Origin of the sequence: Meridianimarinicoccus aquatilis (assembly GCF_004358675.1) — a bacterium.
GTDB classification, from domain to species: domain Bacteria; phylum Pseudomonadota; class Alphaproteobacteria; order Rhodobacterales; family Rhodobacteraceae; genus Meridianimarinicoccus; species Meridianimarinicoccus aquatilis.
Genome location: NZ_SMZO01000030.1, coordinates 1 through 21,778, shown reverse-complemented (window position 1 = coordinate 21,778; position 21,778 = coordinate 1). Strand labels below are relative to the sequence as shown.

Genomic DNA, 21,778 nt, shown 5'->3' with positions numbered 1-21,778 from the left:
GGCAGCATGGGCGTTTTGCGGTTCTATCACCTGACGCGCGCCCCGGTGGAACAGACTTTGCCCAAGCTTCTGCGTAGGGCGCTTGATGCCGGGATGCGCGTGCAAATGCGCTGTTCCACGGCTGAGCGGGCCGCGTGGTTCGACCAGAAGCTTTGGTTTGGGTCTGACGATCCGTTCTTGCCACATGGCGTGGCCGGCGGGGAGCACGATGCCTTGCAGCCCATCCTGCTCGACCCGGAGGACAGGCTTCACGCGGGTATTGACTGCCTGATGTGCCTGGAAGGCGCGCCGGTCAGCCCCGAAGACGTCGCGCAACTGGACCGGACGTTCATCTTTTTCGATGGGCATGACGCCGACGCGTTGGCCCATGCGCGCGGACAATGGAAAGTGCTGACGGGCGCAGGCCTTGGCGCTGAATACTGGTCCGAGGCATCGGGCCGATGGGCGATGGAACGGTCGGTGCCTGCTGCCGACCAGCGCGCCTAGCAGTTTACACTTTTTCCGTGCAAATGTGCCTGCGCGCACATTCGGCTATCGCGGCCTTTGCTAGTTAGAAGGCGTCAGATCGCTGCTGATGCTCTGCAATTTGGCCGACCTTAAGACGGGCAGGGCATCCATATACAGCACCGTCGGACTGACACGCGTCAGCTGTGCCCAAGGTTTCCCCCCTTGCGGCACGGCCCGGGGTGCATGTGCCAGATCAGTGCATGCACCCTACCGTGTTTTTTGGGGCTATCGAACCAACGTCAACGTGTTGCCTTCGATGGAAAGTGATGAAAACCGCGACAGATAGCGCATCCCCAGCAAAGATCCCGGCATCGCGCCGCTGCTGATTTGTGCAGGCACGTTTTGGTCCACATGCCCGCCAAGTTCGACTGTATCGAGCGTGATTGATGCCGTCTGGACCATCCCGTTCGCAGTGGATGCGCGCCCGGTGAACCGCAGATCGGCCTCATTTATACCAGCGCGTTCCGCGTCTTCCATGGTAAGCACAATCTCTGTCGCGCCGGTGTCGACCAGGAAATCGACTGCAGCGCCATTGATCCCAAGCGTCAGGGTATAGTGGCCGCCAGGCCCGCGCGTGACTTCGATCTTGCTGCCTTGCTGCGACACGGCCTGCCGCCCGACCGATGTGCTGCGAATATCATCCCAAAGTGCTGCGCCCGCAGCGACGCCAACGAAGATCAGCGCCCAAATCGCGGCCTGTTGCGCGACTTTGCCCATGCGGTGCCGATTGGCGACGAGAAAATAACCCGCGACCACTGTTCCCAGAAGAGACAGGTAAATCAATGATGCGATGTTTTCGGCGTTCATGCGGCCCGTACCCGATCTGCTACTCTCTGCGTAACACATAGGGGGCGTTGCCGCAGATGTCAGGGTCAGCCCGGCATCACGCCGAGCGCGGCCAGCCCATCCAGCACGAATTGCACCGAAAGCGCGGCCAAAAGCATGCCCAGCAATCGTGTAACCACAAGAATACCCGTGCGCCCCAATGCCTTTTCGATAAGCCCCCCGATCATGAACATCGCCAGAACAAGGCTGATCACGGCGAACATGACCAGATGCACTTCAAGTTTATCGATCCAGTCGACATCGGTGCCTGTGTTCAACAAGATCATTGCCGCCATCGCGCCGGGGCCGGCGATCAGCGGTGTGGCCAATGGAAAGACGGATGGATCATGCTCATCGTCTTCCTGCGCGCGATCTTCGCGGCGCTTGGTGCGCCGTTCAAACAGCATGTCCACGGCGATCAGGAACAACAAAAGACCGCCCGCAATTCGGAAAGCGGGCAGCGAAATACCCAGCGATTCCAGCACCGTGTTCCCGGCCAGCCCGAACACGGTAAGAATGAAAACCGCGATGGCACAAGCGCGCATGGCGACCACGCGACGACGGGCGGCGCTCATGCCGGCTGTCAGGGCCACGAACATGGGGGCGGTGCCAATCGGGTCGATCACCACAAGCAGGGTGACAAAGCTTGTCAGCGCCGATGCCATGTCCATTGGATTACCCTTGTGCCCGTTCCAGTTTCTCTTGTGCACCCAGCCAAAGATCTTCGGCCCGATCAAGGGCTGTCATGACTTCGGCGTATTTGCGTTGCCAAACCTCTGCTTCACCGACTTTGTCCGCTTCATACAGCGCGGGGTCTGCCAGTTTCTTGGCCAGTTTATCACGCATCTGGTTGAGCTTGCTTACCCGCTCTTCGCTTTTGCGTACGTCTGCGCGCAAGGCCATGACCGCATCGCGCGACAGGCGTTTCGGCGCGGGTTTGGCGGGCTTCGTCGATTCAGGCTTGGGGTCGCCTGCCAGCAGCATCTTGCGGTACGCTTCGAGATCATCCTCATACGGGACCACGCGCCCGGCGCTGACCAGCCACAACCGGTCCGCCACAAGCGACAACAGGTGCATGTCGTGGCTCACCAAAATGACCGCGCCGGTATAGTCTGACAAGGCCGACACCAACGCTTCGCGACTTTCCATGTCGAGGTGGTTTGTTGGTTCATCGAGAATCAGAAGATGTGGCGCATCCAGCGTGGCCAGCAGCAGCGAAAGCCTTGCTTTTTGTCCGCCCGACAGGCGACGCACTTCGGTCGCGGCCTGATCGGCACCAAGCCCAAAACCGGCCAGTTTCGCACGCAGCTTGGATTGCGCCATCTCTGGGCGTTCCCGCTGCAAATGCTGAAGCGGAGTTTCATCAATATACAGCTCATCCACCTGATGTTGGGCGAAATAGCCGATGCGCAGCTTGGTAGAGGTCGTCATGCGCCCAGATATAGGATCAAGCCGCCCTGAAAGCAGCTTGGACAGGGTCGACTTGCCTTGGCCGTTCTTGCCCAGAAGCGCGATCCGGTCGTCTTGGTCGATCCGCAGGGACAGTTGCGACAGCACGGGTGGGCCGCCATAGCCAACCTGAACCCCTTCAAGGTTAATGATGGGGGGCGATAGTTCTTCTGGTTGGGGGAAGCTGAACACCTGCGTTGCCGCATCTTCGGGCGCGGTGATCGGTGTCATCTTTTCCAGCATCTTCACGCGGGATTGGGCCTGCTTGGCCTTGCTTGCCTTGGCTTTGAAGCGGTCCACGAAGCTTTGCAGGTGCGCGCGCTGCAGGTCTTGCTTTTTGGCCTGCGCGGCTTGCACGGCGCGCTGTTCGGCGCGCTGACGAGCAAACTGGTCATAAGGGCCTTGGTAGAAAGTCAGTTTGCGGCTTTCCAGATGTAGGATGCCGTTCACAGCGCGGTTCAACAACCCTCGGTCGTGGCTGATGATCAGCACGGTATGAGGATATTTCGCCAGATAACTTTCCAGCCAGACCGCGCCTTCAAGGTCCAGATAGTTGGTCGGTTCGTCGAGTAGTAGCAGATCGGGCTGGGCGAACAGCACCGCCGCCAAAGCCACCCGCATACGCCACCCGCCAGAGAAATCAGAACACGGCATGCGTTGTTCGCGGTCGTCAAAGCCAAGACCCTTGAGAATGGCGCTGGCCCTACCTTCGGCAGACCAGGCATCGATATCGGCCAGCCTTGTTTGAATTTCTGCGATCCGTGCGGGGTCGGTCGCGGCGTCGGCTTCGGCCAAAAGCGAGGCGCGTTCCGTGTCAGCCGCAAGCACCGTATCAATAAGCGACGTGGCAGACGCGGGCACTTCTTGTGCGACGCCGCCGATCCGGGCGCGCGATGGCAACGAGATTGTCCCGCCTTCCAACGTCAGCTCGCCCCGGATTAACCGGAACAGCGTGGTCTTGCCGGTGCCATTGCGACCGATCAGACCAACCTTGTGGCCGGTGGGAATATCGGCGCTTGCCCCTTCTAAAAGGGGCCGCCCTTCGACGGAGTAGGAAATATCACTAATTCTGAGCATGCGCCCCCTGTGCCGTAGCGCGGGCTTGGCGTCAATCGCAGCTTTTCAACACGTCCGCAGCGTGATAGCACGCGCTGGACCGAAACGCAGGCAAGGGGCCTGCGCGCCGCTAGCGGAAAGAGTAAAGTTATGGCCACCGAGCGCACATTGTCGATCATCAAGCCCGACGCAACGAAGCGTAACCTGACTGGCAAGATCAACGCAAAATTCGAAGAAGCTGGTCTGCGCATCGTTGCGCAGAAGCGGATTCACTTGTCCAAGGCGCAAGCCGGCACGTTTTATGCCGTGCACGCAGAACGCCCGTTCTATGACGAACTGTGCGAATTCATGGCATCCGGCCCTGTTGTCGTTCAGGTTCTGGAAGGCGAAAGCGCGATTGCCAAGAATCGCGAAGTCATGGGCGCGACCAACCCCGCCGATGCAGCGCAGGGCACTGTTCGCGCAGAGTTTGCTGAAAGTGTTGGCGAAAACTCTGTTCACGGGTCTGACGCACCAGAAACCGCAGCGGAAGAAATCTCTTACTTCTTCTCGGGTCTTGAACTGGTCGGCTGAGCCGCTCTTTCGATGACACCGATTTCAGCAAGGGCCGCATCTATCGGGGTGCGGCCCTTCGCGTTTTGTAACGGTCTGCGGGATTTGATTGAGTCGAATCGTGACCTGAACGCGGTTTTTTCAGCGGGCTCAATGTCGTTCCAGTGGCGGCCCTGAAGGCCAAGCGCGACGGCGAGATACGCTATGAAGTGCGGGCGATGGCCATTTGCCAGAAGCTTGGCATACGCCTCATCTGCGCCAATCTCTTGCAGCGTTTCTGCGTCTTCAATGCCAACAGCAGTGAAGGCAGCGGACATCGCCGTGCCCAGATTTCGGATGCTTGTGATTGGTGTGGCCATGGGCTGGTTGTGCCCGCCCACGGCCGGTCAGACAAGAGGCATGTCAGGCCGCGATCAGATCATCGCCCAGTCTTTGAATTCGTATGTCTTGATCGGGTCCGGGCGAGGACGGCGCGACATTGGGGGAACAGTTTGGCGAGGCGGGGTTTGGTCAGATGTGTTGGGCATTGGGGACGCTCCTTTATATGCGTCCATCACAAAGTAATTTAATTACGAAATCCACCCTTATCGCGCACAATGGTTACCAAAGTATGGAAATCCGGGGCCGTGTCGTTGCGATGCCACACTGAATTTGCCTCAATTCCCTGATTTTCGCGCTTTCAGGGCCTCGAAATTCGCAGATAGGCGACTTTGGATGTAATCGGCGGCGGTGATGGGGGGATACCGTTTCTCGGGGCCTTGCAGGACCGAGTCGCGGTTTGCCTGTGCGAAAAACGGGATGGAATAGCGCGGCCCGAGATATTCGTCTTGCCGGGGCATCCGCACCCGATGCGGGTTTGACAGCAATTTATCGTCTGACCATCGCATGAGCATATCGCCAATATTGCAGGTGATGATCCCGGTTATGGGTTCAACGCTGGTCCACTCGCCGCCCTCGGCTTCGGAGCCGGGGATGACTTGAAGCCCGCCCTGACCCGTTTTCTGATGAAGCAGGGTCAGACAGTCGAAGTCAGTATGCGCTCCGGCGCGCCACCCTTCGAAATCTTCAGGTTTGGCATTGCTCATTGGCAGATAGTGGATCAGGCGCAGCGTGGACTGGTACTCTGGGCTGCTTTGGTCGTGGTGATGCGTGAAGAACGCCTCGTCGAACCCCAACTTCAGGGCAAAACACGACAAGACCTTCATGGCGACCTCCCAGTTGGCGCGTTCGAAGGCCAGCATCTTGTCCCGAAAGCCGGGCAATGTGCTGTCGTCTGGCCACAAACCCTCCATGCGGGGGCGGGTGATCTGATAGCTTTCCTTTTGATCCGGTGTGCCGGTCGACGGGCGCACCTGGCTTTTGAACTCCCAGCCTGCGTTGGTGCCGGGCCGAAGCGGCATCTGCGCCTTGTCCTTTTCCGGTAGATCGAAAAAGGCCGCCGAAAGATCAAACGCGTCTTCAATTTGCTCAAGTGGAATCCCGTGGCCGGACAGTTGGAACAGACCTAAACCCGTGGCCGCATGCCATAACGCGTCGGCAATTTCAGTCTTGCGGGCATCGAAATCAGAGAGGTCGATCAGGGCAACGTCGCGGGTGCGTTCCCGACCAATACCCCCGATTCTTGATTCACGATCGAGTTCTTGAAGCGTTTTAGTCATTCGTTGTCCTTCCAGCATAAAGGTGCTGGAGCAATGACCGGGCACCTCTGTGCCTGACTGCTTCTACTCCGGGGTCGCCGCTTACGGCAATGACGGTTGGGCTGGCGCACGACGCTTCACAAGGGAGGACAGGGGAACCATCGTGCGCCGCCTACCTCACAGACTGGCTGGAAAGCGGCTGGCCTGAAACCTGGAACTGCAAACAAGGGCGCCTGCCAAGCAGTAGCACAGCGATTTTCGCACATAATATGGGCCAAAATAGCTTGATAGATTATATTCTGGGCGAAAAATGCTACTGGCGGCGTGTTCTATGCGTTGCGGACCTGCGACGCTGACGGGATTACATCGACAGACTGCGCGCTGACATTCGGCCCTGAGCTTCGCAAGATGCCTTGGACGGGCGCAATGTCGTCGTAATCCCGGCCAAAGGCCACCACCACGTGATCGGAGGCCGGTTCGACGGCATTTGTCGGGTCATACTCTACCCAACCGGCATCTTTGCCGCACCAGGCCCGGACCCAGGCATGCATGGCGTCGGCGCCCTCAAGCCGGGGTTGGCCGGGCGGTGGTTCGGTCCGAAGATAGCCGCTGACATAGGCCGCAGGCACGCCCAGGCTGCGCAGGCAGATGATCATGATATGCGTGAAATCCTGACAAACCCCGCGGCGCACGGCAAAGGCCTCTGCTGCGGGAGTTTCCACGGTCGTCGCCTGCGCGTCAAAGGCAAGATCGGCATGCAACCGGGCGCCGACCGCTTCGACCGCATCGCGCGTTGTCATTCCGGGCGAGACGCAGGCACGTGAATAGGCTGCCATGTCTTGATTTGGGGGCAGTCGGGGCGAGGCCCCGAGGAAATGATGGGGCGCATCCGCCGACAGTGACGTTATAGAGGCGATTTCGCGGGGCAATTCATTCAGGGTGACGGACGTGTCGAAGTTCCCGCTGAGGGGAAAAATCTCCACCTGGGATCGCATTGCAATGCTCATCTGGGAATGGGCGGTGTCGTGCATCACCATCGTTGTCGAGTTGCCAAAGAAGTCTTTGCGCGTGATGTATTCCGCCGCCGCAGGGGTAACGACCAGTTGCTGCACCGTCAGCGCTTGGCGTCCCGGAATATCAGCGGGCACAACCCTGATCTGGTGCCGACCGATCCCGCCAGCGCCGGGATAGTCGTGGTTGATCCGCAAACGAATATCATACCGCATGGCGTATTCAGCTCAGATACGTGGTTGAGACGAGGTCCGACAGGCGCCACATGCCCAATCGCAACCCGGTGAGTTTGGCAGGGCTCAGCGTCTCTGGCGTTTCGACGGCCAAACGCGTGTGGACCTGAAGCCCAAGCCGCGCCATCGGGGCCAACCGCCCATTCTCGGATGAGCCGGGAAGGTGGTCGATATGTGTCTTTGCGCGTGACAAATGGTACAGAACGGCGCGTGGGTTGGTGTCATCCAAGGCCATCAGATCACATACGCTGGCCGCCGTCGCCGCCCCGGCATACCGGGTGCGATGCGACATCGCGCTGTCGCCCAGTTCCAGAACCAGATCAAGCGCCCCGTCTGGGGCGTCGTCTTGGCAAAGCTGGGACAGAAGCGTGCACATGTTCGCCGCGCGTTCCAAAGACAGCCCGAGACTGAGAAACCGCCAACCCATAGAGCGATACATGTTCTCATGTACAAGACCCGAGAAGCCGGTAATCTTCCGCAGTAAGACAGACACTTTGCGCGGGATATCGTCTGCGGACATCGGAGTAATCGACATTTTGCGCGAGGCGTCCACGACATCGTGCAGTGCGACCATTCCATCCACCGAAAACCGGTCCCGCACGCGACTGGCCGATCTGAACGCAGCCTCCAGCGGGACCTCAAAGCTCTGCGCCAGCTTTGCAGGAGGGGTGGGCAGGTTCTGGCTTCCGGGGGCGATAAACCCCTGCATGACCTGCATCAACGGTTGTTCGACGGGCATGCCGCTGCCGCGGCGGTCGTGATAGGCCCGGAACAGGCGCATGTTGCCTTCCGCCCGTTCCAGATAGCGACCAAGCCAGAACAGGTTGTCTGCGGCACGGCTTGGAAGGGCTTCGGCTTCCTGCAAATGCGCGCGCGTGACAACGCTGGGTGCGGCGGTGATCTGCTCGGTCGGGGGTTTTGAGTCGCCAACAACCCAGACATCTGCAACCGTACCGCCCTGCTGCATGGCGATGGCGGCCGTATTTGCCCCGCTGCCGATGCGGGCATATCCGCCGGGCATGGCTTGCCAACCTTGGCGGGTGCGGGCGAGGAAGACGCGCAACACCATCGGCCGGGCGACCAGCCCGCCATCAGACCATGCCGGTGTTGTGGACAGCGTCACGGCCTCTTGGCCAACAAGGTCGCGCCCTTCGGTGGCAAGACGGCGAGACAATGCTTCAAGGTTGGTTCCGCCGCCGATCGACGTGCCGTCTCCTGCGTCGAACGGAAGCCGGGTCGAGTAGGCGGAGCCGATCATCATCCGGTCAAGATTGGCCAAAACATGATCGCGTTCGCGTGGTTGCCCGCACCACCACGTCGCGATGTTTGGAAGGGTCAACTGCCCGCCCGTCCACGCCCGGCTGATCTTCGGCAAAAAGGACATCAGCGCGCGGGTTTCCAGAATGCCCGTACCAAGGGCATTGATCATGCGCACGCCGCCCTGACGAACCGCGTCCACAAGGCCCGGTGTGCCCAGTTGGCTGGTCGCTGCCAGTTCAATGGGATCGCAGGTTTCGGCATCGAGCCGTCGCCAAAGCACACTGACCGGTTGCAATCCATCAACGGTGCGCACCATGACACGACCTTTGCGGATTGTCAGGTCTTCGCCCTCGGTCAACAAAAGACCAAGGTGACGGGCAATGAAGGTATGCTCGAAATAGGCGTCGTTCATCTGGCCGGGGGTCAGAATCGCGATGCGGCCCTTTTTGCCGTCTGGCCCGGCCGTCGGTTCCATTGCCTGCTGGAACGCGCGAAAGAATCCCGACAATCGCCGGACGTCGCTGCGTGCAAAGAAATTGGGGAAAATGCGCGAACTTGCCGTGCGGTTTTCCAGCGCGAATCCAGCGCCAGAGGGCGCTTCGGTTCGATCACCCAGAACCCACCACCGACCATCTGGCCCGCGCCCGATCTCGAACGCGACGAAATTCAGAAAATGCCCGCCGGGCGGGGTAATTCCAACCAATGGCCGCAGCCATGCCGGGTTTTGCGCAATCACCGACGGCGGCAGGAACCCATCAGCGACCAGACGGTTCTCGCCGTAAATATCGGCTACGACCCGTTCCAGAAGGTCCGCCCGCTGTATCAGGCCGGCAGTGATCCGATCCCATTCGGTTTCTGCGATCATCACAGGAACATGGCTCAGCGGCCAATCCCGCTCTGCGGGGCCTTCGGTTTCGTATTTGCGATAGAAAACACCGGCGTCCCGCAAATAGCGGTCGCCGCGTGTAAAACGCATTTCGATCTCTTCGGGCGTGAGTTGCGCCAGATGCGCCATGAGATCTTGCCAGACCGGACGCAGGCTTCCGTTCGGAAAGACAAGTTCGTCAGCTTGATCGGCTGTGCGCCGATAGGCCTGCAGCAGGCGGGCGAGACTGTCGTCTCGTGTTTGCTCCCGCCCGCTCATAGTCTTACAGTCCCGGTTTGCGACGCAAATCGAGTGTCATTGGAAATTCCGGATGGGGAACTTCTGCGGGCGGCACATAGGCACCAGGCGTGTGCCCGTGGGACTGGAACCGCGAAAGACGGCGCGCTTCGGCTTCGTTGCCGTTGATTGGGAACGTGTCGTAAGACCGCCCACCCGGATGCGCGACGTGATAGGTACATCCTGCCATCGCCTTGCCGGTCCACGTGTCATAGATGTCGAAAACCAGCGGCGCATCCACAGGCAACACAGGATGAAGCGCCAGCGGCGGCTGCCATGCCTTGTACCGCACCGCGCCAACGGACACGCCGTTTGTGCCGGTGAGTTTCATGGGCAGTTGCCGACCATTACAGGTCACGACATAGCGCGCCGGATCGGCGGCTGTCAGGCGGGCCTGAATGCGTTCAACCGAGCTGTCCGTGTAGCGGACTGTTCCGCCAATCGCGCCGGTTTCGCCCAATACGTGCCACGGCTCCATCGCCTGCCGGATTTCCAGATTCACACCTTCGGCTTCGATCTCGCCGCAGAAGGGGAAACGGAACTCGGCCTGCGCCTTGAACCACTCCGGTTCGACCGCAAAACCATGCTCGCGCAGATCGCGGATCACGTCTTCGAAGTCATTCCAGACATAATGCGGCAGCATGTACCGGTCATGCAGGGCAGTGCCCCAGCGGGTCAGGTTCCCCGAAATCGGGTTCTCCCAAAGCCGTGCAATGATGGCCCGGATCAGGACTTGCTGGGCAAGGCTCATGCGCGGGTCTGGCGGCATCTCGAAGCCGCGGAACTCGACAAGGCCCAGACGTCCGGTCGGCCCATCGGGGGAATAGAGTTTGTCGATACAAATCTCGGACCGGTGCGTGTTGCCGGTCACGTCAATCAGGCTGTTGCGCAGCAGACGGTCCACCAGCCAAGGAAGCGGCGGCATGCCCTGATCGGGTGGGACGATCTGATCAAGCGCCATTTCCAGCTCGTACAGCGTGTCGAGCCGCGCCTCATCGATGCGTGGTGCCTGACTGGTCGGGCCAACGAAGATCCCCGAGAACAGATAGCTGAGCGACGGATGCCGCTGCCAATACAAGATCAGGCTTTTCAGCAGATCAGGCCGTCGAAGGAACGGACTGTCCATGGGCGTGGACCCGCCAACGACGACGTGGTTACCGCCGCCTGTGCCGGTATGCCGACCATCGATCATGAACTTGTCAGCCCCAAGGCGGCACTGACGCGCTTCTTCATAGACGGCTTCGGTGGTGGCAACGCATTCTTCCCAGTTTCCTGCCGGGTGAATGTTGATCTCAAGCACGCCGGGGTCGGGCGCGACGCGGATCACGTTCATGCGCGAATCATGGGGCGGAGCATACCCTTCGATATGAAGCGGTAACTTGTGCTTGGCCGCCGCAGCTTCGGCCGCTTCGACGAGCTCAAGGTAATCCTCGATCCGTTCCACCGGCGGCATGAACACGCAAAGCCGACCATCACGCGGTTCGATCGACAGGGCGGTGCGGACCGGCCCTTCAAGTTCCGTGATCGGGGCGGCATGTTGTTCGCGCTGCTCTGCATGCGGGGCGTCTGGCGTGAAGCTGGCACGCTGTTGTTCCCGCGCTGCCGCAGCTTCACCGACTTCGCCTGCGCGACCTGTGTCGGGAAGCGGGCCGCGATCTTCGTTCGGGTCTGCCGGGTAGGTATAGGGATACTCAACAGGGGCCACATAGGGCAGGCTGTTCAGCGGCAGTCGGTAGCCGACAGGGCTGTCACCTGGAACGAGGTACAGGTACTTGCGCCGCAACTTCCATTTCTCGGACCGCCAACCGCTTGTAGAACGCGCCTGCCATTTCTGAACCGGCAAGGCGAACCCGGCCGGCTCGGTCAGACCCCGGTCAAACACCCGCGCGATGCGCGCCCGTTCTTCGGCGTCTTTCAGTTTGGAATTCTCGGGCGTGACGTTTTCCGGCAGGTTCGATTCGCGCAACAACCACTCGCCCGGATCCTCATAGGCGGGCAGGATATTCTCTTGCTCGATGCCCAGTTGATCCGCGATGCTGGACAGAACGGCTTCAGCCTCTGCCGGGCCGACATTGCCGCGTGTGCCTTCTTCGGCCACAAGTTCCGGATCGTTCCAGATGGGTTGGCCGTCGCCCCGCCAATACAGCGAGAAGGTCCAGCGCGGCAGCGTCTCGCCGGGATACCACTTGCCTTGGCCGTAATGCAGGAAACCGCCCGGTGCGAAGCGATCCCGCAACCGCCGGATCATCTTGTCGGCCAGCACCCGCTTGGTCGGGCCAACAGCGTCGCTGTTCCATTCTGCGGATTCGAAATCGTCGATGGACACGAACGTCGGCTCACCGCCCATGGTCAGGCGTACGTCGCCCGCCTCGAGACGTTCATCAACATCGCGGCCAAGCTTGTTCAGCGCCGCCCATGCGTCGTCTGAGAAAGGCTTTGTGATGCGCGGATGCTCTGCGGTGCGAATGACCTTCATGTCGAAATCAAATTCGACTTCGGGCGTGCCGTCGGCATTGAACCCGCCAGAAATTGGCGCGGCGTTGCGGTAATGCGGCGTTGCGGCCAGCGGGATGTGCGACTCGCCAGTCAAAAGGCCGCTGGTCGGGTCAAGCCCAACCCAGCCTGCACCGGGCAGGTACACTTCGCACCAGGCGTGCAGGTCTGTGAAGTCGACATCCGTTCCGGAAGGGCCGTCAAGCGCCTTCAGGTCGGGTTTCAATTGGATCAGGTAGCCAGACACGAACCGCGCGGCGAGGCCAAGATGGCGAAGAGTTTGCACCAGAAGCCAGCTTGTATCGCGGCACGACCCTTTGCCGGTCTCAAATGTTTCTTCGGGGGTCTGAACTCCGGGCTCAAGCCGGATGACATAGCCGATTTCATTCGAGATGCGGCTGTTGATCCCGACGAGGAAATCAATCGTGCGCTGCTTGTCGCGTGAAATGGACGCAAGAAACTTGCGCAGATGCGGCCCGGCCGGATCAGGCGTGCGGTAGATCGACAGATCGACCTCTGAATCTTCGGGGTATTCAAAGGGGAAGTCTTCGGCTGCTTCTTCGACAAAGAAGTCGAACGGGTTGTAGACCGACATGTCGGCCACAAGATCGACTTCAATCTTGAACTCGCGCACCGGCTCGGGAAACACGAAGCGGGCCAGCCAGTTGCCATAGGGGTCCTGCTGGTGATTCTCGAAATACGGTCCGGGCGAGACCTTGAGCGAATGCGAAATCACCCGCGTGCGTGAATGCGCCGCCGGCCGGAGCCTGATGATTTGCGGCCCCAGCATAACAGGGCGGTCGTATTTGTAGTGGGTAAGATGATAGATACTTGCCGTAATGGACATGGGGCCTCTTTCTGGCTGCGTCGCTCACAAGCCTGCGACGGGGGCGCGCTAAAGGCAACGGATCAATGATCCCGCGCCGCAAAGTTATCCGCGAGGTGTCAAGGTTCTGCTCATGTTTCAAGCAGGGTTAAGACGGCTGACTTAAAGGTTCTCGGACTGTGCCATACCCAGCACATGATAGCCGCCATCCACATGGATGATCTCGCCGGTTGTGCATGCGCCAAAATCCGACGCGAGATAGACGGCCGTTCCGCCAACCGCGTCCAACGTTGCATTGGATCTGAGCGGCGCATTGGCCTCGGTGGTCTTGTATGTCTTGCGTGCCCCACCGATCGCCGCGCCCGCGAGCGTCTTCATCGGACCGGGCGAAATCGCATTGACGCGGATGCCGTCGGGGCCAAGATCATTGGCCAGATACCGAACGGCACTTTCCAAACCAGCCTTGGCCACACCCATCACATTGTAAAAAGGGGTGACCTTGTTTGACCCTTGATAGGTCAGGGTCATGATGGTGCCGCCATCGGGCATCATCGGGTGCGCGCGGCGCGCGACCTCGATCAATGAATAGCACGAGATGTTCATCGAATTCAGAAAGTTGGCGCGGCTCGTGTTCAAGAAACGACCGGTCAATTCCGACTTGTCCGAAAAGGCCACTGCATGCACGACAAAATCCAGCTTGTCCCAGCGGTTTGCCAATGTGGCGAAAGCCGCATCAAGAGACGCATCGTCGGTCACATCCACATCAACCAGAATGTCTGAGCCAACACTGGCGGCGAGCGGTTCCACCCGCTTGCCGAACGCTTCGCCCTGATAGGAAAACGCAAGTTCTGCACCCTCCGCAGCCAAGGATCGGGCAATACCCCATGCGATAGACCGCTCGTTGGCGACTCCCATGACAAGCCCGCGCTTGCCCTTCATCAGGTCAGGCATTTCTATTTATCCGTGATATTTGCTAAGAATGAGAGTGGCGTTCGTGCCGCCAAAACCGAAGCTGTTGGACAGGACTGTGTCCAACGTCACACCGTCCCGCCGTTCTGTCACGATCTCGGCCGCGTCGAGCGCCGGATCAAGTTCGGTCACGTTGGCCGAAGCGGTGATGAAGTCATTTTCCATCATCAAAAGGCTATAGATCGCTTCATGCACGCCGGTCGCGCCAAGGCTGTGCCCGGTCAACGATTTGGTCGATGACATGGGCGGTGTGCTGCCACGGCCGAACACGCGGCGAACCGCTTCGACTTCGGTGACATCGCCCGCAGGAGTCGATGTGCCATGCGCGTTGATGTAATCAACCTTGCGGTCGCCGATGGTGGACAAGGCCTGACGCATGGATCGCTCGCCGCCTTCGCCTGACGGGGCGACCATATCGTGGCCGTCGGACGTTGCGCCGTAGCCCGTGACTTCGGCATAGATCTTCGCGCCGCGAGCTTTGGCGTGTTCCAGTTCTTCCAGAACGACCATACCGCCGCCGCCGCCAATCACAAACCCGTCGCGGGTTGCATCAAAGGCGCGAGACGCGGTTTCAGGCGTGTCGTTGTACTTGCTGGACATGGCACCCATCGCGTCGAACAGACATGACAATGTCCAATCAACTTCTTCGCCGCCGCCTGCAAAGATGATGTCTTGCTTGCCCATCTGGATCAATTCGGCGCCGTTGCCGATGCAATGGGCGCTGGTCGAACAAGCCGACGTGATGGAATAGTTGACGCCCTTGATCTTGAACGGGGTGGCAAGGCAGGCAGACACGGTGGACGACATGCACCGCGTCACCATGAAGGGGCCCATGCGCTTGGGTGCGCCCTTTTCGATCACGATTTTATGGGCCGAAAAGAAATTCGATGTGGACGGCCCGCCAGAGCCGGCAACCAAGCCCGTGCGTTCGTTGCTGACGTCTGCTTCGGTCAAACCACTGTCTTCTATGGCCTGCTGCATCGCAAGATAGGCATAGGCTGCGGTTGGCCCCATGAAACGAAGCTGTCGCTTGTCGATGGCTTCGGTCAGGTCGATCTGGGGAATGCCGGCAACCTGGCTTCGAAAGCCGTATTCGGCATAGACCGGCTCTGGCCGGATACCCGACTTGCCATGAAACAAGCTGTCTTTAACTTCTTCGGCGGTGTTGCCGATAGGGGAAACGATCCCGAACCCGGTGATGACGACGCGGCGCATAATGCTCTCCTCGAATTGCTGGAGCGGCGGGTGATGGGGCGATTAGCCTTCGGCGGCAGCCAGGCCAACTTTCATGTTTGACACGGCGCAGACAAGTTCGCCGTCGGCAAGAACGCGGCCGTCCGCGACACCCATCTTCAGGCGGCGGTCGATCACGCGCGTGAAATCGATCTCGTAAGTGACCAGCTTGCGGTCTGGGCGGATCATGCCAGAAAGTTTCACCTCGCCAGCGCCAAGAGCGAACCCCTGACCTTGCCAGCCGCGCCAGCCCAGATTGAAGCCTGTCAATTGCCACAGGCCATCCAGCATCAGGCAGCCGGGCATGACGGGGTTGCCGGGGAAGTGGCAGGGGAAAAACCACAGGTCGGGCACGATATCAAGCTCGGCATGGATGTGGCCCTTGCCGTGCGCGCCACCATCGGAAGAAACATCTGTGATGCGATCCATCATCAACATCGGGGGGGCTGGAAGCTGCGCATTGCCGGGGCCGAAAAGTTCGCCGCGTGCACAGGCCAGCAGCCCTTCCTTGTCGAAATGCGTCGGATAGTCTCCCATGCGGTGTCTTCCCTTGGGTTTTTTCTGGTTTGGCGTGTCCAATAGCACCCGGGTCGGACTGCTGGCAAGGGCAGGCAGAACAGCGCGGAATTTGCCTGTGAACGATTACCTTTAAGCTCAAGGGGCGGCTGAGTGGGCCGGTGCATTTGTCCTGCGACCGGTTTTCATTTGAAATAAGGTGGGCAGGCACCATATATAGGATCCATGAACGTCGACCATCATAACGATCGCACAGACACGCCGGACGCAACCGATTGGCTTGGTCAAGCGGGCCTGCGCCCGACCCGGCAACGCGTTTTGCTGGCAGAGCTGCTTGTCGGCGACGGTCAGAACCGTCATGTGACGGCGGAAAGCCTGTACGCTCAAGTCGTGGATAGCGGCGAAAAAGTTGCGCTCGCCACCGTCTACAACACTTTGCGCGCGTTTTGTGATGCGGGCTTGATGCAAGAAGTTACAGTAGACGGATCAAAAAGCTATTTTGATACCCGCACCGACGATCACCCGCACTTCTTCTGGGAAGAAACATCCGAGTTGACGGATGCGCCTGCCAGCGAGTTGGAAATTCGCAGCTTGCCCACCGCACCGGAAGGGGCCGAGATTGCCAAGGTTGACGTTGTGATCCGTTTGCGGCGGGCTCGCACGTCCTGACGGGAATTGCGCCGCGCGGGTGCTTTGTGTAAGTCCCGCAAAAGCCCGATGCCCTGAATTTTCTCGAAAGTACGCCCGATGCCGGAGACCAAGAAGCTCTTCATCAAGACCTATGGTTGTCAGATGAACGTCTATGACAGCGAGCGTATGACCGAAGCCTTGGGCGCATCCGGTTAGGTCGCCACCGACACCGCAGATGACGCCGATATGATTTTGCTCAACACCTGCCATATTCGCGAGAAGGCGGCCGAAAAGGTCTATTCCGAATTGGGCCGGATGAAGGGCCTGAAGGTGGCGAAACCCGATCTTAAAATCGGCGTGGCCGGCTGCGTTGCGCAGGCAGAGGGCGGCGAGATCATGCGCCGTCAGCCTTTGGTCGATCTCGTGGTTGGCCCGCAAAGTTATCACCGGCTGCCCGAACTTGAGGCGAAGGCGCGCGAGGGGGGCAAGGCGCTCGATACGGATTTTCCCGAGGAAGACAAATTTGACCATCTTGCCGCCAGACCAAAGGCAAAGCGTGCGCCAAGCGCGTTTCTGACGGTTCAGGAGGGATGCGATAAATTCTGTGCTTTTTGCGTCGTTCCCTACACGCGCGGGGCTGAAGTCAGCCGCCCGGCGGACCGCGTTTTGCGCGAAGCACGGGATCTGGTGGACCGAGGGGTGCGTGAAATCACGCTGCTTGGGCAAAACGTCAACGCCTATCACGGGCAGGCGCCAGAGGGCGGCGAATGGGGTTTGGCACGGCTGATCCGTGAATTGGCGACTGTCGAGGGCCTTGAGAGGCTGCGGTTTACCACATCGCACCCAAACGACATGGAAGACGATCTGATCGCGGCGCATGGCGATTGTGCCAAGCTGATGCCCTATCTGCATTTGCCCGTGCAGTCTGGCTCTGATCGCATCTTGAAGGCCATGAACCGCAAGCACACCGCCGAAAGCTATATCGCGCTGATCGACCGGCTGCGCGCCGTGCGACCCGACCTTCTGCTGTCGGGCGACTTTATTGTCGGCTTTCCGGGTGAGACGGATGAAGATTTTGAAGCCACGCTCGATCTGGTTCGGCGGGTCGGCTACGGGCAGGCGTATTCGTTCAAGTATTCCAGCCGTCCGGGCACGCCTGCGGCGGATCGGGCGCAGGTTGATCCGGATGTGGCGACGGAACGGTTGGCCCGGTTGCAGGCATTGCTGACCGAACAACAACGCTCGGCGCAACAAGCTATGGTGGGGCGTGAAACCAGTGTGCTGTTTGAAAAGCTGGGGCGGAAACCCGGCCAGCTTGTTGGCAAGTCAGAACACCTTCATGCCGTTCACGCGGATGCAGAGCCCGAGATGATCGGGAAAGTCGTTCCCGTGCGCATCGTTGAAAGCGCCGCAAACTCGCTTCGGGCGGTGGTGCTGCAAGCCTAGGCACTCTGCCGCTCGAATTGTTTCGCATTCGTGACATTTGCGTCGCCCCGCTTGCCATGCCCCGTCGGAGTTGGCAGGCTAGGGGAAGAAGCTTTCATTCAGGAGTCATGTTTGAACACCAGCGCGTTGATCCCGCCCCAACCGGGTGCGGCGGCCCAAGAGGTCAAGCTCGAGTTCCCCGATAATCGTCTGCTGATCGACCTCTGCGGCCAGTTCGACCGCAATCTCGCCCAGATAGAAAGTACACTCGGGGTGCAAATTTTGCGACGCGGCAACCAGCTCGCCTTGTTCGGTGAGCCAGATGTCCAAGCGCAGGCCGCAGATGCGCTGAACGCGCTTTATGCGCGGCTCGAAGTCGGCAAGACCGTTGAGGCGGGCGATATCGACGGCGAATTGCGCATGAAGCGTCCTGACCCAGAAGAAGTTGGCGCCGATCAGCTTGAGATGTTCAAGCGCGAACAAGTCGAAATCCGCACACGCAAAAAGACTGTGGAGCCGCGCACCGATGCCCAAAAGGCCTATGTTCGGGCGCTTTACGATCAGGAACTAGCCTTTGGCATCGGGCCTGCGGGAACGGGCAAGACCTATCTGGCCGTCGCCGTGGGTGTGTCGATGTTCATCGACGGTTTGGTGGACAAGATCATCCTGTCGCGTCCTGCGGTCGAGGCCGGTGAACGGCTTGGCTTTTTGCCCGGAACCGAAAAGGAAAAAATGGATCCATACATGCGCCCTCTCTACGACGCGCTTTATGATTTCTTGCCCGGCAAACAGGTCGATAAGCTGATCGAAGAAAAGAAAATCGAAATCGCTCCCTTGGCCTTCATGCGGGGGCGCACGCTGTCGAACGCCTTTGTTGTGCTGGACGAGGCGCAGAACGCGACGACCATGCAGATGAAGATGTTTCTGACGCGCCTTGGCGAAGGGTCGCGCATGGTGATCACGGGCGACCGTAGCCAAGTCGATCTGCCGCGCGGGGTTCAATCTGGCCTGCGCGAAGCGGAAAGCCTGCTGGGCGGCGTGAAGGGGATTTCGTTCAACTATTTCACTGCCAAAGATGTTGTGCGTCACCCATTGGTCGCCCGAATCATCGAAGCCTATGATGCTGCCGATGCCGCCACTGGTTGATACCCTCACAGAACTGCCCGCATGGGCGGAGTTGGGGTTGGAAAACCTTGCCGAACAGGCTGCACAGGCGGTTTTTCTGCACCTCGGGATGAAGCCGTCGGCCTATGAGATATCGCTGTTAGGCTGCGACGACGCCCGTATTGCCACGCTGAACGCCGATTTCAGGGGCAAACCTGCACCAACGAACGTGTTGTCATGGCCATCCGAAGAACGGGGGGCCGACAAACCCGGTGCGCAGCCGGTTTTGCCTGACCCGTCTTCGGATGGTGAGCCGGTCGAATTGGGCGATATCGCCATCGCATTCGGGGTCTGCCGCAAAGAAGCGGCTGTGGCCGGGGTGCCATTGGCGACGCATGTTTCACACCTTCTGGTGCATGGTGTCTTGCATCTTCTTGGTTTTGACCACATCGACGATGCCGACGCTGCCCTTATGGAAGGGCTTGAGAGCGAAATTTTAAAGACCATGGGACTGCCCGACCCCTATGCAGGGACGGACGCGGCCACCGTGGCGTGACTGGAAGGAAGCAATGACGGACGCCGACGGGTCGTCTAGCGCAGCGCCAAGCGCGCAGCAGACGGAGCAAAGTTCCAGAAGCCTTTGGGGGCTTCTGACGGGCCGAAAGGTCAAGCCGCGTGACGGCAGGCAACATGACGAGTCCACAGAGACGAGCCACGGCTCTAACGGGGCCTCGCGTCCGGGCCTGTCAAACCTGCGCCGCATGCAGATTTCCGACGTTGCTATCCCCAAGGGGGAAATCGTTGCCATTCCGGTGGACACGGATCTTGCCGATCTTGTCGAAGCGTTTCGCGATAGCGGCTTCACCCGGCTTCCTGTGTTTGAAAGCACCTTGGACATGCCGCTGGGTATGGTGCACCTCAAGGATGTGGCGTTGCAATACGGCTTTGACGGCGCAACAGACGATTTCGATCTGAAAAAGCTGGTGCGTCCGCTCATCTATGCGCCGCCCTCTATGCCGATCGGGATCTTGTTGCAGAAGATGCAAAGCCAGCGAATTCACATGGCGCTGGTGATCGACGAATATGGCGGCACAGACGGTGTTGTCACGATCGAGGATCTGATCGAACAGGTCATCGGCGAGATCGAAGATGAACACGATGTGGACGAAGATCAGCCATGGGCCGAAGAAAGCCCGGGCGTCTATGTCGCGTTGGCGCGCGCCCCTCTGGATGAATTCGAAGCAGAAGTGGGTATCGATCTGTCGATCCCTGATAGCGATGATGGGGCGGATACTCTTGGTGGTGTGGTCTTCTTGCTGACGGGCCGGGTGCCTGCGCGCGGGGAAATCGTGAAACACCCCGCTGGCGTCGAAATCGAAGTTGTTGATGCTGATCCGCGCCGGATCAAAAGGTTGCGGCTTCAGGTGCCCAAAGTGCCGGTGGTCGCTTCTGAACCTGCTGACTGAGTCAATGGCGCCCCGCACCAGCCATGGCTGACACGCCTTTGACACGCCTTTGGTCTCGATGTGGTCCGCGTATGCGGGCCGTTGTCATTGGTGCGGCCATGGCTGCTGGCCATGCGCCGTTCAGTGCACCTTTGATCACGGTCTTGGCGCTGTCCTGCGCGCTTTTCATGGCGGCGAACGGGCCATCTCCACGCCGCGCCGCTTGGATCGGCTGGGCGTGCGGGCTGGGCTATTTTGCTGTCACGCTGCACTGGATTGTCGAGCCATTCCTGGTTGATATCGCGCGCCACGGTTGGATGGCGCCATTTGCGCTGGTGCTGATGGCGGGGGGGCTGGCGCTTTTCTGGGCGGCGGCGTTTGCGGCTGCGGCTTGGCTTGCTCCGATTGGTGATTGGCGCAGAGGGGCCGCGCTGGTTGTCACGCTGACTTTGTCTGAAATGCTGCGCTCGGTGATCTTTACTGGGTTTCCTTGGGGGCTTCTCGGGTCGGTCTGGGTCGAAACGCCGCTGCGGATGTGGGGCGCATGGATCGGCCCGCATGGATTGGGCGCACTGACCGTTCTGTTGGCACTGCCGTTTTCAGTGGTCTTGCACCCCGGCTCGCGGCACCGTGCGCTGGTCGTTGCCGTGGGCGGTGTGGCTCTGGGCCTGTGCCTTGTCGCGGGTGATCTGGCAGAGCGCGCTGTGCCTGCTGCGACCGAAGCGGGCCGCCCCGTGATCCGCATCGTGCAACCCAACGCCGCGCAGCACCTCAAATGGCAGCGCGAGATGATTCCGGTTTTCTGGCAGCGAAGTCTGGATCTGACCAGTGCGCCCGCGCTGGACAATGGGCCACCTGTGCTTGTCGTCTGGCCAGAGGTCAGCCTTTATTATCTTCTTGGCACGGGCCCTGATCAGGATGCGGCTATCGCCGATGCGGCGGGCGGCGCCCCGACGATCATAGGGGCGCAACGATACGACCGGGGTGATTTACGCAATGCGCTTGCAGTCATTCGGCCCGATGGTGAGGTGGGGCAGGTCTATGACAAAGTGCATCTGGTTCCCTTTGGCGAGTATTTTCCGGGTGGGGAATTGGCCAAGGCCTTGGGGCTGCATGGCCTTGCGACCAATTATTTGGGCGGTTTCACACCGGGGCCGTCCCGCGCCCTGATCGATCTGACGGAATTTGGCCTTGGTCGCGCGTTGCCGCTGATCTGCTACGAGGCGATTTTTCCGCGCCACGCTGCGTCGGCCACGGGCATGCCGCGGCCCGATTGGATCGTGCAAATCACCAATGATGCATGGTTTGGCCGCCTTGCTGGCCCGCAGCAGCACCTTGGCCTTGCGCGGATGCGCGCGGTGGAACAGGGCCTGCCGCTGGTCCGCGCGGCCAATACCGGGGTGTCCGCGATCATTGATCCAGCGGGGCGTCTGGTGGACGCATTG

General features: G+C 59.9%; 18 protein-coding genes and 1 pseudogene. 8 read left to right on the top strand and 11 right to left on the bottom strand.

Going from position 1 to position 21,778, the window contains the following annotated elements:
* The first annotated feature begins 6 nt into the window (after positions 1 to 6).
* On the top strand, positions 7 to 486 hold the full coding sequence (locus E2L05_RS13130; RefSeq protein WP_133343360.1) for a DNA polymerase III subunit chi: 480 nt from the start codon (positions 7 to 9) through the stop codon (positions 484 to 486).
* 246 nt (positions 487 to 732) lie between these two features.
* On the opposite strand, the gene E2L05_RS13125 is transcribed toward E2L05_RS13130, so the two are convergent.
* From E2L05_RS13125 to E2L05_RS13115, 3 genes are all read right to left on the bottom strand, one after another.
* On the bottom strand, positions 733 to 1,314 hold the full coding sequence (locus tag E2L05_RS13125; RefSeq protein ID WP_133343359.1) for a retropepsin-like aspartic protease family protein: 582 nt from the start codon (positions 1,312 to 1,314) through the stop codon (positions 733 to 735).
* A 65-nt stretch (positions 1,315 to 1,379) separates the two neighbouring features.
* On the bottom strand, positions 1,380 to 2,003 hold the full coding sequence (locus tag E2L05_RS13120; protein ID WP_133343358.1) for a MarC family protein: 624 nt from the start codon (positions 2,001 to 2,003) through the stop codon (positions 1,380 to 1,382).
* A 4-nt stretch (positions 2,004 to 2,007) separates the two neighbouring features.
* A complete protein-coding gene (locus E2L05_RS13115; protein ID WP_133343357.1) occupies positions 2,008 to 3,858 on the bottom strand; it encodes an ABC-F family ATP-binding cassette domain-containing protein in 1,851 nt (616 codons plus the stop codon).
* Positions 3,859 to 3,987: 129 nt separating this feature from the next.
* Between E2L05_RS13115 and ndk the strand changes: the two genes are divergently transcribed.
* Entirely contained in the window at positions 3,988 to 4,410 is a 423-nt protein-coding gene (gene ndk / locus E2L05_RS13110) for a nucleoside-diphosphate kinase (protein ID WP_133343356.1), read from the top strand.
* On the opposite strand, the gene E2L05_RS13105 is transcribed toward ndk, so the two are convergent.
* The 8 genes from E2L05_RS13105 to fabA all read right to left on the bottom strand — a co-directional run bounded on the left by E2L05_RS13105 (position 4,377) and on the right by fabA (position 15,750).
* Positions 4,377 to 4,748, bottom strand: a complete 372-nt coding sequence (locus E2L05_RS13105; protein WP_133343355.1) for a TfoX/Sxy family DNA transformation protein — start codon at positions 4,746 to 4,748, stop codon at positions 4,377 to 4,379. The two genes, ndk and E2L05_RS13105, sit on opposite strands and share 34 nt — an antisense overlap.
* A 297-nt stretch (positions 4,749 to 5,045) precedes the next feature.
* A complete protein-coding gene (locus E2L05_RS13100; RefSeq protein ID WP_133343354.1) occupies positions 5,046 to 6,047 on the bottom strand; it encodes an isopenicillin N synthase family dioxygenase in 1,002 nt (333 codons plus the stop codon).
* Between the two features lie 308 nt (positions 6,048 to 6,355).
* On the bottom strand, positions 6,356 to 7,252 hold the full coding sequence (locus tag E2L05_RS13095; protein ID WP_133343353.1) for a transglutaminase family protein: 897 nt from the start codon (positions 7,250 to 7,252) through the stop codon (positions 6,356 to 6,358).
* A gap of 7 nt (positions 7,253 to 7,259) precedes the next feature.
* Complete coding sequence (locus E2L05_RS13090; RefSeq protein ID WP_133343352.1) at positions 7,260 to 9,674, bottom strand: circularly permuted type 2 ATP-grasp protein; 2,415 nt, start codon at positions 9,672 to 9,674, stop codon at positions 7,260 to 7,262.
* Positions 9,675 to 9,678: 4 nt separating this feature from the next.
* The gene (locus E2L05_RS13085) at positions 9,679 to 13,032 is read right to left on the bottom strand and encodes a transglutaminase family protein (protein WP_133343351.1); all 3,354 of its coding nucleotides are present in this window, start codon (positions 13,030 to 13,032) and stop codon (positions 9,679 to 9,681) included.
* 141 nt (positions 13,033 to 13,173) lie between these two features.
* On the bottom strand, positions 13,174 to 13,962 hold the full coding sequence (locus E2L05_RS13080; protein WP_133343350.1) for an enoyl-ACP reductase FabI: 789 nt from the start codon (positions 13,960 to 13,962) through the stop codon (positions 13,174 to 13,176).
* A 6-nt stretch (positions 13,963 to 13,968) separates the two neighbouring features.
* On the bottom strand, positions 13,969 to 15,195 hold the full coding sequence (gene fabB, locus E2L05_RS13075; protein ID WP_133343349.1) for a beta-ketoacyl-ACP synthase I: 1,227 nt from the start codon (positions 15,193 to 15,195) through the stop codon (positions 13,969 to 13,971).
* A gap of 42 nt (positions 15,196 to 15,237) precedes the next feature.
* Positions 15,238 to 15,750: a bifunctional 3-hydroxydecanoyl-ACP dehydratase/trans-2-decenoyl-ACP isomerase gene (gene fabA, locus E2L05_RS13070; protein ID WP_133343348.1), complete on the bottom strand. Its 513-nt coding sequence runs from the start codon at positions 15,748 to 15,750 to the stop codon at positions 15,238 to 15,240.
* Positions 15,751 to 15,954: 204 nt separating this feature from the next.
* Here fabA and irrA point away from each other — a divergent pair, with 204 nt between their 5' ends.
* The 6 genes and pseudogenes from irrA to lnt all read left to right on the top strand — a co-directional run.
* On the top strand, positions 15,955 to 16,398 hold the full coding sequence (irrA, locus tag E2L05_RS13065; protein ID WP_133343347.1) for an iron response transcriptional regulator IrrA: 444 nt from the start codon (positions 15,955 to 15,957) through the stop codon (positions 16,396 to 16,398).
* A 78-nt stretch (positions 16,399 to 16,476) separates the two neighbouring features.
* Positions 16,477 to 17,805 (top strand): annotated as a pseudogene (gene miaB / locus E2L05_RS13060) (tRNA (N6-isopentenyl adenosine(37)-C2)-methylthiotransferase MiaB).
* A gap of 111 nt (positions 17,806 to 17,916) precedes the next feature.
* Positions 17,917 to 18,930, top strand: a complete 1,014-nt coding sequence (locus E2L05_RS13055) for a PhoH family protein (RefSeq protein WP_133343346.1) — start codon at positions 17,917 to 17,919, stop codon at positions 18,928 to 18,930.
* On the top strand, positions 18,914 to 19,444 hold the full coding sequence (gene ybeY, locus E2L05_RS13050; RefSeq protein ID WP_133343345.1) for an rRNA maturation RNase YbeY: 531 nt from the start codon (positions 18,914 to 18,916) through the stop codon (positions 19,442 to 19,444). The genes E2L05_RS13055 and ybeY overlap by 17 nt, the downstream gene beginning before the upstream one ends.
* Before the next feature lie 13 nt (positions 19,445 to 19,457).
* A complete protein-coding gene (locus E2L05_RS13045; protein WP_133343344.1) occupies positions 19,458 to 20,354 on the top strand; it encodes a hemolysin family protein in 897 nt (298 codons plus the stop codon).
* A 23-nt stretch (positions 20,355 to 20,377) separates the two neighbouring features.
* Positions 20,378 to 21,778, top strand: a 1,401-nt coding sequence (gene lnt, locus E2L05_RS13040; RefSeq protein ID WP_133343343.1) for an apolipoprotein N-acyltransferase, incomplete at its 3' end; no start/stop codon positions are given.